General features: G+C 69.1%; 16 protein-coding genes. 8 read left to right on the top strand and 8 right to left on the bottom strand.

Going from position 1 to position 16,491, the window contains the following annotated elements; genetic code table 11:
* The 4 genes from IV088_RS26300 to IV088_RS26285 all read right to left on the bottom strand — a co-directional run.
* Positions 1-1,086, bottom strand: a 1,086-nt coding sequence (locus tag IV088_RS26300) for a dihydroxy-acid dehydratase (RefSeq protein ID WP_291108153.1), incomplete at its 3' end; no start/stop codon positions are given.
* Positions 1,087-1,100: 14 nt separating this feature from the next.
* A complete protein-coding gene (pgl, locus tag IV088_RS26295; protein WP_291108150.1) occupies positions 1,101-1,793 on the bottom strand; it encodes a 6-phosphogluconolactonase in 693 nt (230 codons plus the stop codon).
* Complete coding sequence (gene zwf, locus IV088_RS26290) at positions 1,793-3,268, bottom strand: glucose-6-phosphate dehydrogenase (protein WP_291108147.1); 1,476 nt, start codon at positions 3,266-3,268, stop codon at positions 1,793-1,795. Before zwf ends, pgl begins: the two co-directional genes overlap by 1 nt.
* 122 nt (positions 3,269-3,390) lie before the next feature.
* Positions 3,391-4,404 (bottom strand): PfkB family carbohydrate kinase, encoded by a 1,014-nt coding sequence (locus IV088_RS26285; RefSeq protein WP_291108145.1) that lies wholly within the window; start codon positions 4,402-4,404, stop codon positions 3,391-3,393.
* A 148-nt stretch (positions 4,405-4,552) separates the two neighbouring features.
* On the opposite strand from IV088_RS26285, the gene IV088_RS26280 reads away from it, so the two are divergent.
* The 5 genes from IV088_RS26280 to IV088_RS26260 all read left to right on the top strand — a co-directional run bounded on the left by IV088_RS26280 (position 4,553) and on the right by IV088_RS26260 (position 9,315).
* On the top strand, positions 4,553-5,557 hold the full coding sequence (locus tag IV088_RS26280; protein ID WP_291108142.1) for a sugar ABC transporter substrate-binding protein: 1,005 nt from the start codon (positions 4,553-4,555) through the stop codon (positions 5,555-5,557).
* 247 nt (positions 5,558-5,804) lie between these two features.
* Complete coding sequence (locus IV088_RS26275) at positions 5,805-6,764, top strand: ABC transporter permease (protein ID WP_291108139.1); 960 nt, start codon at positions 5,805-5,807, stop codon at positions 6,762-6,764.
* A gap of 1 nt (position 6,765) precedes the next feature.
* Positions 6,766-7,563 carry an ATP-binding cassette domain-containing protein gene (locus tag IV088_RS26270; protein ID WP_291108136.1) on the top strand — a complete coding sequence of 266 codons (798 nt, stop codon included), beginning with the start codon at positions 6,766-6,768 and terminating at the stop codon, positions 7,561-7,563.
* Positions 7,564-7,576: 13 nt separating this feature from the next.
* On the top strand, positions 7,577-8,029 hold the full coding sequence (locus tag IV088_RS26265) for an RbsD/FucU domain-containing protein (RefSeq protein WP_291108133.1): 453 nt from the start codon (positions 7,577-7,579) through the stop codon (positions 8,027-8,029).
* Positions 8,030-8,157: 128 nt separating this feature from the next.
* Entirely contained in the window at positions 8,158-9,315 is a 1,158-nt protein-coding gene (locus IV088_RS26260; RefSeq protein ID WP_291108156.1) for an ROK family transcriptional regulator, read from the top strand.
* A gap of 225 nt (positions 9,316-9,540) precedes the next feature.
* Here the strand turns inward: IV088_RS26260 and IV088_RS26255 are convergent, their stop codons facing one another.
* The 4 genes from IV088_RS26255 to IV088_RS26240 form a co-directional block, all read right to left on the bottom strand.
* Positions 9,541-10,218, bottom strand: a complete 678-nt coding sequence (locus IV088_RS26255; protein ID WP_291108131.1) for an ABC transporter ATP-binding protein — start codon at positions 10,216-10,218, stop codon at positions 9,541-9,543.
* Positions 10,219-10,341: 123 nt separating this feature from the next.
* The gene (miaA, locus tag IV088_RS26250; RefSeq protein WP_291108128.1) at positions 10,342-11,325 is read right to left on the bottom strand and encodes a tRNA (adenosine(37)-N6)-dimethylallyltransferase MiaA; all 984 of its coding nucleotides are present in this window, start codon (positions 11,323-11,325) and stop codon (positions 10,342-10,344) included.
* A gap of 80 nt (positions 11,326-11,405) precedes the next feature.
* Positions 11,406-12,674, bottom strand: coding sequence for a Bcr/CflA family efflux MFS transporter (locus tag IV088_RS26245; RefSeq protein ID WP_291108126.1), 1,269 nt, complete (start codon positions 12,672-12,674; stop codon positions 11,406-11,408).
* A gap of 136 nt (positions 12,675-12,810) precedes the next feature.
* On the bottom strand, positions 12,811-13,653 hold the full coding sequence (locus IV088_RS26240) for an alpha/beta fold hydrolase (protein WP_291108123.1): 843 nt from the start codon (positions 13,651-13,653) through the stop codon (positions 12,811-12,813).
* Positions 13,654-13,749: 96 nt separating this feature from the next.
* Between IV088_RS26240 and IV088_RS26235 the strand changes: the two genes are divergently transcribed.
* From IV088_RS26235 to IV088_RS26225, 3 genes are all read left to right on the top strand, one after another.
* On the top strand, positions 13,750-14,835 hold the full coding sequence (locus IV088_RS26235) for an HlyD family efflux transporter periplasmic adaptor subunit (protein ID WP_291108120.1): 1,086 nt from the start codon (positions 13,750-13,752) through the stop codon (positions 14,833-14,835).
* A complete protein-coding gene (locus IV088_RS26230; RefSeq protein ID WP_291108117.1) occupies positions 14,832-15,776 on the top strand; it encodes an ABC transporter ATP-binding protein in 945 nt (314 codons plus the stop codon). The genes IV088_RS26235 and IV088_RS26230 overlap by 4 nt, the downstream gene beginning before the upstream one ends.
* Positions 15,773-16,491, top strand: a 719-nt coding sequence (locus IV088_RS26225; RefSeq protein WP_291108114.1) for an ABC transporter permease, incomplete at its 3' end; no start/stop codon positions are given. The genes IV088_RS26230 and IV088_RS26225, both read left to right, overlap by 4 nt.

The following is a 16,491-nucleotide window of genomic DNA, read 5'->3' as shown; positions in this document are numbered from 1 at the left end:
CATGAGGAAGCCCATGCCGCCCGCGGCGTGGAAGTGGTTCACGTCGGCGCTGCCGTTGGGGTAGACGCGGGCCAGCAGCGGCACCACGGCGGAGAGTTCGGCGAAGTCGTCCCAGTCGATCAGCACGCCGGCCGCGCGCGCCATGGCCACCAGGTGGATGGTGTGGTTGGTGGAGCCGCCGGTGGCGAGCAAGCCGATGAGGCCGTTGACGATGGTCTTTTCGGTCACGATGTCGGCCAGGCAGATGGCCGGCTGGCCGGTCTTGCCGGTGTTGGCCAGCGCGCGCTCCAGCGCGGCCTTGCTCAGCAGTTCGCGCAGCTCGGTGCCGGGGTTCACGAACGACGAGCCCGGCAGGTGCAGGCCCATGATTTCCATCAGCATCTGGTTGCTGTTGGCGGTGCCGTAAAAGGTGCAGGTGCCCGGCGAGTGGTAGGCCAGGGACTCACTCTCCAGCAGCGCGTCGCGGCCCACCAGGCCCTGCGCGTACTGCTGGCGCACCTTGGCCTTGGCGTCGTTGGAGAGGCCGCTGGTCATGGGGCCGGCGGGCACGAACACGGTGCTCAGGTGGCCGAACTGCACCGCGCCCATGAACAGGCCGGGCACGATCTTGTCGCAGATGCCGAGCATGAGCGCGGCGTCGAACACGTTGTGCGACAGCCCCACGGCGGTGGCCAGGGCGATCACGTCGCGCGAGAAGAGCGAGAGCTCCATGCCGGCCGCGCCCTGCGTGACGCCGTCACACATCGCCGGCACGCCGCCCGCCACCTGCGCCGTGGCGCCCAGCGCGCGCGCGTGGTCGCGGATCAGCTCGGGGTAGTGCTCGTAGGGCTGGTGGGCCGAGAGCATGTCGTTGTAGGCGGTGATCACGCCCACGTGCGGCGCGCGCTCGGCGTGGATCTTCAGCTTGTCGGCCGAGGGCAGGGCGGCCGTCGTGTGCGCCATGTTGGCGCAGCCCATGCCGCCGCGCTGCGTGCCGTTCTTGCGCTGCGCGGCCATGCTGGCCAGGTAGGCGCCGCGCGTGTCGGCGCTGCGGTCGGTGATGCGTTTCGTGACGCGTTCGATGGCGGGGTGCAGAGGCGTGGTCATGGTGGGTTTCCTGTTCAATTCATCCAGACAGTCAACGGAGTCTGGGTCTGGTTGATCACCAGCGAGATCGGAAGTGCCTCGTCGGCCTTGTCGGCGGCGCGGCGGTAGACGGCGAGCTTGCTGTCGCCGGCGATGGAGAGCACCAGCTCGCGCGCGGCGAGCAGGGCGCTGAGGGTGAAGCTGACGCGCGCGTGCGGCGCGGTGTCGGGCACCACCCAGGCCAGGCGCTGGTCGGTGGTGATGGCGCGGGCGAAGCCGGGCGCGCCGGGGAAGAGCGAGGCGGTGTGGGCGTCCTCGCCCATGCCGAGCACGGCCACGTCCAGCGGCCAGGGCAGGGCGGCGATGCGGTTCTCAGCGTCCAGCACCAGCGCGTCGAGCACCTCGGCATTGAACCGGGGCGCGAGTTCGCGGAAGAAGGGCAGGAAGCGGGCGGCGGCGGCGCGGCCCTGCAGCAGGTGGCGCGCGACGAGCGCGGTGTTGCTGTCGGCATGGTCTCGCGGGACCACGCGCTCGTCCACCAGCACCACGGTCACCTTGGACCAGTCCAGGTCCTGTTCGCGCAGCGCCTCGAACATGGGGATGGGCGACTTGCCACCCGACACCGCGAGGCTCGCCTGACCGCGCGCGGCGATGGCGCCGCGCAGGGCTCTGGCGATGTGCGCGGCGATGGCGGCGGGGGTCGCGCCGGGGTGTTCGGTCACCTGCATCAGGATTCCTCTACCCAGGAGCTGCCCTCGCGCGCCATCAGCGCCGAGGACGCCGCCGGCCCCCAGCTGCCCGCCGTGTAGGCCTTGGGCTTCTCGCCCAGCTGCTGCCAGCCGTCGATGATGGGTTCGACCCAGGCCCAGGCGGCTTCGAGTTCGTCGCGGCGCATGAAGTGCGTCAGGCGGCCCTTGATGACGTCGATCAGCAGGCGTTCGTAGGCCTCGGCGCGGCGGCCGGTGAAGGCCGATTCCAGGTCCAGGTTCAGGCTCACCGGGCGCAGCTTCATGCCGCTGCCGGGTTCCTTGGCCATCATCTGCAGCTGGATGTGCTCTTCCGGTTGCAGGCGGATCAGCAGGCGGTTGACCGACTTGTGCGCCGAGTCGTTGAAGATGGTGAAGGGCAGTTCGGCGAACTCGATGACGATTTCGGACTGGCGCGCCGCCATGCGCTTGCCGGTGCGCAGGAAGATCGGCACGTTGGCCCAGCGCCAGTTGTTGATGTGGGCCTTGAGCGCGACGAAGGTTTCGGTGCCGCTGTCTTCGGGGATGTTTTCTTCCTGCAGGTAACCCGCAGCGGCTTCACCGCCCGAGGCGCCGGCGCTGTACTGGCCACGCACCGTGTCCTTGGCGACGTCGGCCACCGTCATGGGCCGCAGCGAGCGCAGCACCTTGAGCTTTTCATCGCGCACGGCGTCCGGGTCCAGCGAGACCGGTGGCTCCATCGCCACGATGCACAGCAGCTGCAGCAAATGGTTCTGCACCATGTCGCGCATGGCGCCGGTGCCGTCGTAGAAGCCGGCGCGGCTGCCCACGCCCACGCTCTCGGCCACGGTGATCTGGATGCTCTTGATCTGCGGGCTGCGCCACAGCGGTTCGAAGATGCTGTTGCCAAACCGCAGCACCATCAGGTTCTGCACCGTTTCCTTGCCGAGGTAGTGGTCGATGCGGAAGACCTGGTGCTCTTCGAAGTACCGGGCCACGTCGTTGTTGATCTGCTGCGCCGAGGCCAGGTCGTGGCCCAGGGGCTTTTCGAGCACGACCCGGGCGCGTTCGTCGATCAGGCCCGCGCCGGACAGGTTCGCGCAGATGTCGACAAACAGGCTGGGCGCCGTGGCGAGGTAGTACACGCGGTCGGAGCCGGGCTGCATCTCGGCCTTGAGGCCCGGGTAGCTGGCGGCGTCGGTGGCGTCGACGCAGACATAGGTCAGGCGGCGCACGAAGGTGGCCCAGGCCTCGTCGGTGTAGGCCTTCTCGCCGATGAAGCCGCGCACCTTTTCCTGGATGAAGTTCAGGAAAGCGGCGCGGTCCCAGCTCTGGCGGCCCAGGGTGTGGATGCGGGTCTGCTCGGGCAGGTTGTTGTGCAGGTGCGCCATGTAGAGCGCCGGCAGCAGCTTGCGCACCGAGAGGTCGCCCACGCCGCCGAAGATCACCAGATCGAGCGGGGCCGCTGGGGTGGGGTTGGAGCTGGAAGTGGCCATAAATCTAATTTAGTTACGGTTTTGTCGCGATGATACTGTAATCAAGTTACATGCGGGTTTCCAATGGAAGGTTCCCGCATGCAAGCTCCGTGCGCGCCGTCGTGCCGGGTCGCCTGCGTCGCTCAGAGCGACCGGAACACCGGTTGCGCGTGGGCCACGCGGGCCTGCGCCTGGGCCAGGCTGGGTGGCACGCAGCCGGTTTCCATCACGCACAGGCTGGCGCTGGCGATGGCGTGGCCGAGGATGTGCTGCACGTCGGCCGCGTCGAGCGACAGCTCGCTGGCGGTGCGCGCAGCCTGCATCGCCGGGCGCTGCAGCAGCGCGACCAGCATGCCCGCCAGGAAGCTGTCGCCCGCGCCCACGGTGTCGGCCACGGTGACCGGCACCGACTCGGCGCCGTGCCAGCCGCTGCCATCGCGGTCCAGGATCACCGCGCCTTTGGCACCCAGCGTGAGCGCCAGCCAGCGGGCCGGCGTCTGGGCCAGCAGCTCGCGGGCCGCCACCAGCGGGTCGGGGTTCGTGAAGCCCAGGGTGGCGAGGTCGTCGTCGCTCACCTTGACGATGTGGGCCTCGCCGAGCGCGGCCATCACGCTGGCCTGGTAGGCGGCCATGTCGGGCACGATGGCCGGGCGCAGGTTGGCGTCCACCACCACGAGCTTGCCGGCGGCGCGTTGCGCCTTGAGCCAGGGCAGGTACTTGTCGCTGTCTTCGGCCACCAATGCCAGGCAGCCGGTGGCGATCACCGAGAGCTGTGGTTGCGCCGCGCACTGCACGCTCATGTCGACGGCGTTGACGTCGCGGTCGGCCACGCCCTCGCGGTAGAAGCTGTAGCTGGCCTTGCCTTCGGCGTCCAGGCTCACCAGGGCCAGCGAGGTGGGCTGGTGCACCGGGGTTGGGCGCGCCAGGGTCACGCCGGCCTCGGCGATGGCCTCGGCCATCAGGCGGCCAAAGCGGTCGCGCGAGAGCGGGTTGAGGTAGAGCGTGCCCACGCCCTGCAGCCCGAGCGCCCGGGTGAGGTTGTAGACGGCGCCGCCGGCGCAGGGGCGCAGGCGGTCGTCGGCCTCGGTGATCATGTCGATGAGGGCCTCGCCGGCGGTGGCGACTTGAACGGGGGTGTGGGTCTTAGGGAAAACCATAACTAAATCCAGTTGATTTATTAAAGGTGTTCGAACTATAGTTCAGCCACTCCGCAGCCAACCTCGTGAAAACCCGAAGACGCTGGCTGCAGAGAACTGTGAATCATCCATCCGTCGGTCCTTCATCCATCCTTCTGAGGAGACATCTGTGAAAAAAATCGCTTCCACCTTCGTGTTCACCGCCCTGACCCTGGCCGTTGGCGCCGCCGCCGCCCAGGCCCAGCCCGTGATCGGCCTGATCACCAAGACCGAGTCCAACCCCTTCTTCGTGAAGATGAAGGAAGGCGCTGACGCCGAAGCCAAGAAGCTGGGTGCCAAGCTGATCGCCGCCGCCGGCAAGACCGACGGCGACAACGCCGGCCAGGTGACCGCGATGGAGAACATGATCGCCGCCGGCGCCAAGACCATCCTGATCACCCCCAGCGACGCCAAGGCCATCATCCCCGCCATCAAGAAGGCCCAGGCCCAGGGCGTGATGGTCATTGCCCTGGACAGCCCGACCGACCCGGCCACTGCCGTGGACGCCCTGTTCGCCACCGACAACTACAAGGCCGGCGTGCTGATCGGCGAGTACGCCAAGGTCGCCATGGCCGGCAAGAAGCCGGTCATCGCCACGCTCGACCTGTTCCCCGGCCACCCGGTGGGCGCCCAGCGCCACAACGGTTTCCTGAAGGGTTTTGGCCTGACCGCCCCCGACGCCAAGAGCAACGACCTGGGCGGCGCCAAGGCCGGTGTGGCCTGCATGGCCGACAGCTTCGGTGACGCGGCCAAGGGCCAGACCGGCATGGAAAACTGCCTGCAGAAGAACCCCGGCATCAACCTGGTGTACACGATCAACGAACCCGCTGCCGCCGGTGCCTACAAGGCACTGAAGGCCGCCGGCAAGGAGAAAGACGTCGTCATCGTCTCGGTGGACGGCGGCTGCGCCGGCATCAAGGACGTGGGCGCCGGCGTGATCACCGCGACCTCGCAGCAGTACCCGCTGAAGATGGCCTCCATGGGCGTGGCCGCGGGCGTGGAATACGCCAAGACCGGCAAGAAGGTCAGTGGCTACGTCGACACCGGCGTGACCCTGATCGCTGCCAAGTCCGTCAAGGGCGTGGACAGCAAAGACGTGAAGACCGGCACGGACCTGTGCTGGGGTAATAAGTAACTCCCCCCTGCGCCGCTGCGCGGCTTCCCCCCTCTCTGGCGCCTTCGGCTTGGAGGGGGGACGGCAGCTTGGGCCGGCGGAGCCGGACCCTTGCTGCCCCTGGGTGGGGTCACGCCTCGCTTCGCTTGGCGCCTTGCGATTCCTTTGACTTCGATAGCCTGCGTCAGACGGGCTTTTCATGAGCACCACCCCCGCCGGAGCGGGGTGTGATGCAACCTCTTTTCCTCTGATTGGACGGGCCACCGCCATGAACGCCATCAAAGCCAAACTTCCGCCCATGGGCACCCTCGGGCCTTTCATTGCCCTGCTCGGTGCCTGCCTGTTTTTTGCGTCGCAGAGCGACCGCTTTCTCTCGCTGCAGAACTTCTCGCTGATCCTGCAGCAGGTGATGGTGGTGGGCACCATCGCCATCGGCCAGACGCTGATCATCCTGACCGCCGGCATCGATCTGTCGTGCGGCATGATCATGGCGCTGGGCTCCATCGTCATGACCAAGATGGGCGCCGACTTCGGCCTTTCCGCGCCGGTCGCCATCGCGCTGGGCATCGCCGCCACCACGCTGTTCGGCCTGGTCAACGGCCTGCTGGTCACCAAGGCCAAGCTGCCGCCCTTCATCGTCACGCTGGGCACGCTGAACATCGCGTTCGCCATCACCCAGCTGTACTCGGGCTCGCAGACGGTCACCGACGTGTCCGAAGGCATGACCTGGCTGGGCAATTCGTTCCGCATCGGGCAGACCAACATCCTCTACGGTGTGGTGTTGATGCTGGTGCTGTACCTCATCACCTGGCTGTTCCTGCGCGAAACCGCGCCGGGTCGCCACATCTACGCCGTGGGCAACAGCCCCGAGGCCACGCGCCTCACCGGTATCTCGACCGACAAGGTGCTGCTGGGCGTGTACGTGCTCGCCGGCATGTTCTACGGCCTGGCCTCGCTGCTGAGCGTGGCCCGCATCGGCGCCGGTGACCCCAACGCCGGGCAGACCGAAAACCTCGACGCCATCACCGCCGTGGTGCTGGGCGGCACCAGCCTGTTCGGTGGCCGCGGCATCATCCTCGGCACCCTGGTGGGTGCGCTGATCGTGGGCGTGTTCCGCAACGGCCTGACGCTCATGGGTGTGTCTTCCGTGTACCAGATCCTGGTGACCGGTGTTCTCGTTATTTTGGCGGTCCTGACCGACCAGATGTCCCGCAAAGGAGTGCGTTGAAATGACCATCGATACCAACGCCCCCCTGGTCATGAAGGCCACCGGCCTGACCAAGCGCTACGGCCAGGTCACGGCCCTCGACGGTGCCGACTTCGAACTGCGTGCCGGTGAAATCCTGGCCGTGATCGGTGACAACGGCGCCGGCAAATCCAGCCTGATCAAGTGCCTCTCGGGCGCCACCATCCCCGATGAAGGCGAGATCTTCCTGGACGGTCAGAAGATCCAGTTCAAGAGCCCCATCGATGCGCGCCGCGCCGGCATCGAAACCGTGTACCAGGACCTCGCCGTGGCCCCGGCCATGACGATCGCCGAGAACCTGTTCCTCGGCCGCGAGATCCGCCGCCCCGGTTTCCTGGGCAGCGTGCTGCAGATGATCGACAAGAAGAAGATGCTGGAAGAGAGCATCTCGCGCATGAACGACCTCAAGGTCGGCATCCGCTCCATGACGCAGGCGGTGGAGACACTGTCAGGCGGGCAGCGCCAATGCGTGGCCGTGGCCCGCGCCGCAGCGTTTGCTCAGCACGTGGTGATCATGGACGAGCCGACCGCCGCGCTGGGTGTGAAGGAAGGCAACATGGTGCTGGAGCTGATCCGCCGCGTGCGCGACAAGGGCCTGCCCGTGATCCTGATTTCGCACAACATGCCGCACGTCTTCGAGATCGCCGACCGCATCCACATCGCCCGCCTGGGCAAGCGGGCCGCGGTGGTGAACCCGAAGAAGATCAGCATGAGCGACACGGTGGCGGTGATGACGGGTGCCATGACCGTCGACCAGCTGCCGCCCGAAGTGCTGGCCTGAACACGGACCGACCATGCTCAAAGGCATTGATCCCCTGCTCAGTCCCGACATGCTCAAGCTGCTCGCCGAAATGGGCCACGACGACGCGGTGGTGCTGGCCGACGCCAACTTCACCGCCATGAGCCTGGGCGCCGGCAAGCCGGTGCTCCGCCTGCCCGGCGTGGGCATGCTGCGCACGCTGCAGGCGGTGGTCAGCGTGCTGCCGCTGGCCGAAGACGTGAGCCATCCGGTTGCCTACATGCACGTGAGCGACACGCCGGAAGGCTACCGCTCGGCGCTGCAGCGCGAAGCCGTGGACCTGCTGGCGGGCGCGGGCCTGCCACCCGAGCGGGTGGAGGCCGTGGAGCGCTTTGCGTTCTACGAGCGCGTGAAGAAGTCCTACGCCATCGTGGTCACCGGCGAGCTCGAACCCTGGGGCAACTTCATCCTGCGCAAAGGCGTGCTGGGTCAGCCCCTGCGGGCCTGAGCGTGTCACACTCGCTGGCTGTGACCGACACCCACCTCACCGACCCCACCGAGACCTCGCCGCCTGAGACGACCGTTGACAGCGTGGAAGCCCCGCGCCTGCGCCAGCGCGGCTCCAACCAGGTGGGCATGCGCCAGTTCAACGACCGCGTGGTGCTGCAGGCGCTGCGCGTGCACGGCAGCCTGCCCAAAGCAGAGCTGGCCCGGCTCACCGGCCTCACGGCCCAGACCATCGGCCTGATCACGGCCCGGCTCGACGAAGACCAGTTGCTCACCCGCGAAGCGCCGGTGCGCGGCCGCGTGGGCCAGCCCTCGGTGCCCATCGGCCTGAACCCCGACGGTGCATTCGCCGTGGGCATCAAGATCGGGCGCCGCAGCGCCGACTGGTTGCTGGTCGATTTTCTGGGCCACGTGCGCCAGCGCATCGTGCTCGACTACCCGTTCCCCGATGCGGCCACCTTGTTGCCCGCCATCGAAGCCAACCTCAACCGCCTGCTCGATGGCCTGGGTGCGCTGCGCAGCCGCGTGGTCGGCGTGGGCGTGGCCGCACCGTTCCAGCTGGGTGGCTGGCACCGCATGCTCGGTCTGACCGAAGCGCAGGCGCACGACTGGAGCCAGATCGACCTGGCCACCGAGGTGCAGGCCCTGACCGAGCTGCCGGTGAGCTACGCCAAGGACACCTCGGCCGCCTGCGTGGCCGAACTGCTGCAGGGCCGTGGCCGCGAGCTGCACAGCTTTCTCTACCTCTTCATGGACACCTTCGTCGGCGGCGGGCTGGTGATCAACTCCCACCTGCACCGGGGCGTCAACGGCAACGCCGGCGCGGTGGCCTCGCTGCCGTTGCAGGTGGCGGTGCCGGGCGTGAAGGAGCTGCCGCCGCAGCTGATCAGCCAGGCCTCGTTGTGGGACCTGGAGCAGCGGTTCCGTGAGCACGCGCTCGACCCCATGGCCGCCTACGACGCCCGGGCCATGCAGGCGCCCTGGCTGCCCCACACCCGCGAGTGGATCGACCGCGCCGCGCTGGCGCTGGCGCACTGCATCGTGGCCGGCACGGCCTTCCTCGATGTCGAGGCGGTGGTGATCGACGGGGTGGTGGCGTCCGACCTGCTGCGCGACCTCTGGGCGCGCACCGGCGACGCGCTCAAGGCCTACAACCTCGAAGGTTTGCAGGGCCTGCCGCGCCTGGAGCTCGGCAGCATCGGCTCGGACGCGCGTGCGCTGGGCGGCGCGCTGCTTCCGCTGCACGCCTGCTTTGCGCCCGATCGCGACGTTTTCCTGAAAGTCTGAGTACCTCAGCGCGTGGGTGGCTGTGCACGGTGGCATGGTCGCGCTCGCGGGCTTCGCGCGCACGGTGCTCGGCCTGGGCCCGCTTGACGTCGCGCAGCGGCCGGACGCCGAACCCGAGGGCGATCAAGAACACGCCCAGTTCGATCCAGATGCCCATGGTGTGGCCTCTATCGGGCGCCCGCCGCCCCGGAATCCGCCTTGTGCCCGAGGCGGCCTGACCCTGCGTCAGGGCGGGTGGGTCCCCGACGGCCCACCGGCCGGCGCCAGCCCCTCGGCGGTCAGGTGCAGCACCCGTTGCGCCCGCGACGCCGCGGCGTCCGAATGCGTCACCAGGATCAGCGCCGCGCCGCTGTCGCGGGCCTGCCGTTCCAGCACGTCCATCACCTGGCGCGCGGTGGAGGGGTCGAGGTTGCCCGTGGGTTCGTCGGCGAGCAGCAGGCGGGGGCGGTGCACCAGCGCGCGGGCGATGGCCACGCGCTGCAGCTGACCGCCCGACAGCTGGGCCGGCAGACGCTCGCCCAGACCGCCCAGACCGACCGCTTCGAGCATCTGCGCCACGCGCGCCGGATCGGGCCGATGCAACAGCAGCAGGGGCAGGCCGACGTTCTGCGCCACGTCCAGGTGCGGCAGCACATGAAAGGCCTGGAACACGAAGCCCAGCTTCTCGCGCCGCCAGTGCGCGCGCTGCACCTCGCCCAGGGACCCAAGGTCCACGCCGTCGTGGGTGATCGAGCCCTCGCTCCAGTCGTCGAGCGCGGCCATGCAGTTGAGCAGGCTGGACTTGCCCACGCCCGATTCACCGACGATGGCGATGAACTCGCCGGGTGCCGCCTGCAGACTGACATTCGAGAAAACGGCGGTGTCGCCGTAGCGTTTGCACAGCTTGTGAATGACCAGGCTCATGCGCCGTGTCCCCAGATCAGGAACGCCGCGATCAGCATCACCAGCCACAACGCATGGCCCAGCGCACAGTGGCAGCGCAGGGCGGGTGGCAGCAGATTGAGTAGGCGTTGCAGCATGGGGCCATCATCGCTCAGCTGGGCCCAGCAGCGCTTGCACGGCGGCGGCCACCTGCGGCAGCGCGACGGGTTCGTCGCAGGCGATCACCTGACGCTCGGGCATCGAGCGCAGCCAGGTGAGTTGGCGTTTGGCGAGCTGGCGGGTGGCGAAGATGCCGCGGTCGCGCAGTTCGGCGAGCTGGACCGACGTGAGGGGCGCGCCGCCCGCGGCGTCGAGCGCCTCCCAGGCCTGGCGGTAGCCCACGCAGCGCATGGACGGCAGATCGGGTTGCAGGTCACCTCGCGCGCGCAGCGCCCGCACCTCGTCCAGGAAACCCGCATCGAGCATGGCGTCGAAACGCTGAGCAATCCTCGCGTGCAGCCAGGCGCGGTCGGTCGGCTCCAGGCTCAGGAAGGCGCCGGGCGGCACCGGGTTGTGTGCCGTGCGCCCGCCGGTCTGGAACGCGGAGATGGGCCGGCCCGAGACCTCGAACACCTCCAGCGCGCGCTGGATGCGCTGGCTGTCGTTGGGCGATAGGCGCGCGGCGGTGGTGGGGTCCACGCGGGCGAGTTCGGCGTGCATCGCGGGCCAGCCCATCGCTTGTGCGCGGGCCTCCAGCGCCTCGCGCACGGCGGCGTCGGCGCGTGGCATGTCATCCATGCCCTGCATCAGCGCCTTGAAATACAGCATGGTGCCGCCCACGAGCAGCGGCGTGCGGCCCCGGGCGCTGATCTCGCCGATGAGCCGGGTGGCATCGCGCACGAACTCGGCGGCGCTGTAGGCCTGCAGCGGGTTGGTGATGTTGATCAGGTGGTGCGGCACCCGGGCCAGTTCGTCGGGCGTGGGCTTGGCGGTGCCGATGTCCATGCCCCGGTAGACCAGCGCCGAATCGACGCTGATGATCTCGACCGGCCAGCGCTCGGCGATGGCCAGCGCCGCCGCGCTCTTGCCGCTGGCCGTGGGGCCAGCGATGGCGATGCACCCCCGCCGCGCTTCGCGCGATCCCCTCAAGGGGGCTGCATCTGCGGCGCGTCCTGAGCTTGTCGAAGGGCGGTTCCGCGATGCTTCTGGATCAGGCACTTCACTCATCGTCATGTGGTGGCTTCAGAGGTGACGCGCTCGGGAGCTGACTTCACCTCCCCAAAGCGCTGCACCAGCGTCCACGCGGTCAGTGCGATCAGCGCGCTCCAGAACCACATGCCGTTGGTCAGCGGTTGCACGCTGTCCGGGCTGGCGGCCAGGCTCTTGCCGAGCCAGCCGCCCATGAAAAAGGCCGACACCATCATCAGGAAACCGCTGACTGCCGAGGCCGCGCCGGCCGCTTGCGGGAACGGGCCGACGGCGCCGCTCTGGCCACAGGGCTGGTGCACGCCGTGGCCGACCATGAACAGGTAGACCGGCCCCATGATGGCGGCCACGCTCTGCACGCCGAACAGCGCCAGCACGCCCATCGTGGTGCCGGCGGTGAGTGTGCAGGCGCCCGCGAGTGCTACCGTCTTGCGCACACCCAGCCGGGGCAGCAGGCGGCGGCAGGCGAAGGTGCCGACGATGTAGGACAGGGACATCGAGAACATGGCCAGGCCGTAGGCGGTTTTCGAGAGGCCGAGCACGCCGGTGAACACGAAAGACGAGGCTGCGAGGAAGGTGAACAGGCCGCCGTAGGACGTGGCCGAGAGCAGGGTGAAGGCCCAGAAGGTGGGGTGGCGCACGATCTGCCCCCAGGTGCGCAGCAGTGTGAGCGGCTGCAGCGCGCGCGGGTTCTTCTGGACCAGGGTCTCTTCGAAGCGCCAGACCAGCACGGCCAGGGTGACGGCGCCAAACACCGCGAGCGCCATCAGCGCCATGCGCCAGCCCAGCAGCTCGGCCAGCAGGCCGCCCACCGGCGCGCTGGCGCAGGCGATCACGCCCAGCCCGGTCAGTCCCTTGGACATGATGCGCGCGCCTTCGGTGGGGGCGTACAGGTCGCGCACCACGGCACGGGCGCACATCACGCCCGCGCCCATGGCCACGCCCTGCAGGGTGCGCCAGACGATGAGCTGGTCCATGGTGGCGGCGAAGGTGCTGCCCACCGACGCGAGCACATACAGCAGCGTGCCGCCCAGCAGCACCGGCCGGCGGCCAAAGCGGTCGGACAGCGGGCCCCAGACCATCTGCGACATGCCGAAGGCCAGCAAGAGCGCGGTCAGAGTCAGCTGGGCCTGCGGCATGGTGGCGCCGAAGCCCTGCGTGATGGCCGGCAGGGCGGGCAGGTAGAGGTCGGTGGTGACCGGCTGCAGACCGAGCAGCAGGGAGAGCACGAGCACGATCAGGCCGGGCGACATGGCTCGGGGCACGGCAGCGGTGGCGGGGGAGGCGGACATCCGACTGAGGGTAGCAGATGGCCCCATGTGCGACCTGCGCGACGTGCATGCGTCCAGGACGCGGCGGAACCGGCTTTGCCGGGCCGCACCGCGTTGCCCCCTCAGGGGGTGACGCCGAAGGCGGCGCGGGGGTGATTCAGTTCAACCCGAACAGCTCGGCCAGCGCCACCCGGTACTGCGGCTGGCCCACCGAGTTGGTGTTGTGGTGCGAGCCACCCTCCACCAGCACGAAGGCCTTGCGCCCGGTGGCGGCCTCAAACAGGCGGCGCCCCAGTTCGGGCCGGATCAAACGGTCTTCTCCGCCGTGCACCACCAGCAGTGGCGAGCCGATGGCGGGCACGCGCTTCATCGCGTCGAAGCGCTGGGTGATCAACGGCCCCACCGGCAGCCAGCCCCACTTGAAGGAGCTGACCACGTCCGGGATCGAGGTGAAACTGCCTTCGACCAGCGTGCCCGCTTCGTCGGGCACCTGGGCGGCGAGTTCGATGGCGATGGCTCCCCCCAGCGAGTGGCCGAAGATGTAGCGCGGCCGGCCGGGGTACTGCTGGCCCAGCCAGTCCCAAGCGGCGCGGGCGTCTTCGTAGGCCATGGTTTCCGAGGGCAGCTCCGGCGAGCTCTTGCCGAAGCCACGGTAGTCAATGGCGAGCACCGAAAACCCCAGTTCTTGCATGCGGCGCGCCCGGAAGGCCGAGCCAGTGACGTTGAAGCGCGCACCGTGCAGGTAGAGCAGCACGGGCGCGTCCGGCCGGGTGCTGAAGTTGTCATGCGCCAGCCACAGTCCATGCAGCTTCACCGGCCGCCCGGTTTCCTTTGACGGGAAGTTGATCCAGACATCGTCCATGCCCTCGGCGGCTTCGGTGCCGCGCGCCCAGCTGCGGTCGGACGGCTGGAAGATCCAAGCCCGCTGCCGCTGGTCGAGCGTGGCGCAGCCGGTGAGCACAGCGATCGACACAAACAGGAGGATCAGTAGACGTTTCATCGGATGGAATGATGCGGTCCACCGCGAAAAGTTCAAGGCAGAATGAACCCGGCCAGCACCATGCCACCCCCGCCTGGCCCCACCGGACGATCAGCCATGACCGACAGCGTGTTCACCCGCCGCATCCGCCGCGACATCCCGGCGGTCTCTGTGTTCGAGCACGAACGCGCCGTTGCCCTGGGGGAGGTTGCGCACGACGCACCGCCCGGCGGAGGGCGCGGGCTTCGTCTGGCCGCGGTGCTGGCCGTGGTTGCTGGCCTGCTGGCCTGCGGTGAAGCGCCGCCCACGGGCTGGTCGGGGTATGTCGAGGGCGACTATGTGCACGTATCGTCTCCGGTGGGTGGGCGGCTCGACAGGCTGACCGTGCGGGCGGGCGACCGGGTCCGCCATGGCGATGCGCTGTTCGCGCTGGACGCCCAGGCCGAGCAGGCGGCGCAGGCCGAAGCCCAGGCGCGCCTGGCTGGCACCCTGGCGCAGGCCGCCAACACCACCAAGGGCCGGCGCAGCGACGAGGTGGCGGTCACCCGCGCCCAGCTGGCACAGGCCCGGGCCCAGGCTGTCTTGGCGCAGACTGCCTGGGCGCGCCAGCAGAATCTGGTGGCCCAGGGTTTTGTGTCGCAGGCCAGTCTGGACGCGGCCAAGGCCGCGCTCGACCAGGCGAGCGCCCGCGTCGCCGAACTGCAGGCCGCCCTGCGCGTGGCGACCCTGCCGGCGCGCAGCGACGAGCGCGATGCCGCCCAGGCCCAGGCCGAAGCCACGCGCCAGGCGCTGCGCCAGAGCGACTGGCGGCTGGCGCAGAAGCAGCAGCCCGCGCCCGCTGACGCCCTGGTGGCCGAGGTGTTTTTCCGGGTCGGCGAATACGTGGCGCCGGGGCAGCCGGTGCTGTCGCTGCTGCCGCCGGGCGGCGTGAAAGCCCGGTTCTACGTGCCCGAGACCGAGGTCGGCGCGCTCGCCACCGGCCAGTGGGTGGGCCTGCGCTGCGACGGTTGCGGCGAGCCGATTCCGGCGCGCATCATCCGCATCGCCAGCGGCCCGGAATTCACGCCGCCGGTGATCTACTCCAACGCCCAGCGCGCCCGGCTGGTGTTTCTGGTGGAAGCGGCACCGCGCCCGGCCGACGCGAACCGCCTGCACCCGGGTCAGCCGCTGGACGTGGCCCGGCTGGCCCAGGAGCCGAAGTGAACGCCCTCGCCATCGACGTGCGCGGCCTGACCAAACGCTACGGCGGCCGCGCCGTGGTGGACGACGTGACCCTGCAGGTGGTCCAGGGCCGCATCTGCGGTTTCCTCGGGCCCAACGGCAGCGGCAAGACCACCACCATCCGCATGCTCTGCGGCCTGCTGCGTCCCGACGCGGGCGAGGGGCAGTGCCTGGGGCTGGACTTCCGCCGCGAGGCCGCCGCCATCAAGCGCCAGGTGGGCTACATGACGCAGAAGTTCGGCCTCTACGACGACCTCTCGATCCGAGAAAACCTGGACTTCGTGGCCCGTTTGTTCGAGCTGCCCACCCGCCGCGCGGCGGTGGACCTGGCGCTGGAGCGGCTGGGCCTGCAGGGCCGCCAGCGCCAGCTCGCCGGCACGCTCTCGGGCGGCTGGAAACAGCGCCTGGCGCTGGCCGCTTGCCTGATCCACCAGCCGCGCCTGCTGCTGCTCGACGAACCCACGGCCGGCGTGGACCCCAAGGCCCGGCGCGACTTCTGGGACCAGATCCACCAGCTGGCCGCGCAGGGCATCACGGTGCTGGTGTCTACCCACTACATGGACGAGGCCGCGCGCTGCCACGACCTGGTCTACATCGCCTACGGCAAGGTGCTCGCGCGTGGCAGCGAGCGCGAGATCGTCGACGCGGCGGGCCTGAGCGTCTGGGCGCTCGAAGGCGCTGCCGATCCGGCCTTGAGCGAACGCTTGCGCGGATTGCCCGGGGTGCAGAACGTCGTCGCCTTTGGCACCACGTTGCACGTGGCCGGGCGCGACGCCGCGCTGCTGGCGCAGTCGCTCGGCGCTTTCCAGGGCGAGGGTGGCGTGGTGCTGAGCGAAACGCGGGCCAACCTGGAGGACGTGTTCATCAGCCTGATCGACCAGGCGCAGGACAACTTCGGCCACGGCCAGGCGGGGCGCACATGAAATGGTTTTCGCCCGCGCGCACCTGGGCCGTGTTCATCAAGGAGTTCCAGCAGATGCTGCGCGACCGGCTCACCTTCGCCATGGCGGTGGGCGTGCCGGTGATGCAGCTGATCCTGTTCGGCTACGCCATCAACACCGACCCCAAAGGCCTGCCTACAGCGGTGATCGCGGCCGACGCCGGCCCGCTGGCGCGCAGCCTGGTGGCCTCGCTGCAGAACACCGGCTATTTCAAGGTGGTGCACCAGGGCACCAGCGAAGCCGAGGCCGACGCCTTGGTCGCCACGGGCGAGGTGCAGTTCATGATCGTGATTCCGCCCGGTTTTTCGCGCGATGTGGTGCGCGGCGAACGCCCGGCGGTGCTGGTCTCGGTGGACGCCACCGATCCCTCGGCCTCGGGCAACGCGATCGCCGCGCTCGGCGAGATGACGAACCTGGCCCTGCGTCACGATCTCACCGGCCCGCTGCAGTCGCTGCAGAAGGGCGCGGCACCGTTCGAGCTGCGGATTCACCGGCGCTACAACCCCGAGGGCCTGTCGCGCTACAACATCGTGCCCGGCCTGATCGGCACCATCCTCACCATGACCATGGTGATGCTGACCTCGCTGGCGATGACGCGCGAGCGCGAGCGCGGCACCATGGAAAACCTGCTCGCCACCCCGGTGCGGCCGCTGGAGGTGATGGTGGGCAAGATCCTGCCCTACGTGGTGATCGGCTA

The sequence above is a fragment of the Hydrogenophaga sp. genome, from assembly GCF_018780075.1.
Lineage (GTDB): Bacteria > Pseudomonadota > Gammaproteobacteria > Burkholderiales > Burkholderiaceae_C > Hydrogenophaga.
The sequence above is the reverse complement of the archived record's forward strand: the minus strand, read 5'-3'. Positions and strand labels throughout refer to the sequence as shown.

Bases quoted from the DNA above. Each gene is read 5' to 3' on its own strand.
- pgl (WP_291108150.1), bottom strand. From the start codon at position 1,793: ATGCAGGTGACCGAACACCCCGGCGCGACCCCCGCCGCCATCGCCGCG.
- zwf (WP_291108147.1), bottom strand. From the start codon at position 3,268: ATGGCCACTTCCAGCTCCAACCCCACCCCAGCGGCCCCGCTCGATCTG.
- IV088_RS26285 (WP_291108145.1), bottom strand. From the start codon at position 4,404: ATGGTTTTCCCTAAGACCCACACCCCCGTTCAAGTCGCCACCGCCGGC.
- IV088_RS26275 (WP_291108139.1), top strand. From the start codon at position 5,805: ATGAACGCCATCAAAGCCAAACTTCCGCCCATGGGCACCCTCGGGCCT.
- IV088_RS26270 (WP_291108136.1), top strand. From the start codon at position 6,766: ATGACCATCGATACCAACGCCCCCCTGGTCATGAAGGCCACCGGCCTG.
- IV088_RS26265 (WP_291108133.1), top strand. From the start codon at position 7,577: ATGCTCAAAGGCATTGATCCCCTGCTCAGTCCCGACATGCTCAAGCTG.
- IV088_RS26260 (WP_291108156.1), top strand. From the start codon at position 8,158: ATGCGCCAGTTCAACGACCGCGTGGTGCTGCAGGCGCTGCGCGTGCAC.
- IV088_RS26255 (WP_291108131.1), bottom strand. From the start codon at position 10,218: ATGAGCCTGGTCATTCACAAGCTGTGCAAACGCTACGGCGACACCGCC.
- IV088_RS26245 (WP_291108126.1), bottom strand. From the start codon at position 12,674: ATGTCCGCCTCCCCCGCCACCGCTGCCGTGCCCCGAGCCATGTCGCCC.
- IV088_RS26240 (WP_291108123.1), bottom strand. From the start codon at position 13,653: ATGAAACGTCTACTGATCCTCCTGTTTGTGTCGATCGCTGTGCTCACC.
- IV088_RS26235 (WP_291108120.1), top strand. From the start codon at position 13,750: ATGACCGACAGCGTGTTCACCCGCCGCATCCGCCGCGACATCCCGGCG.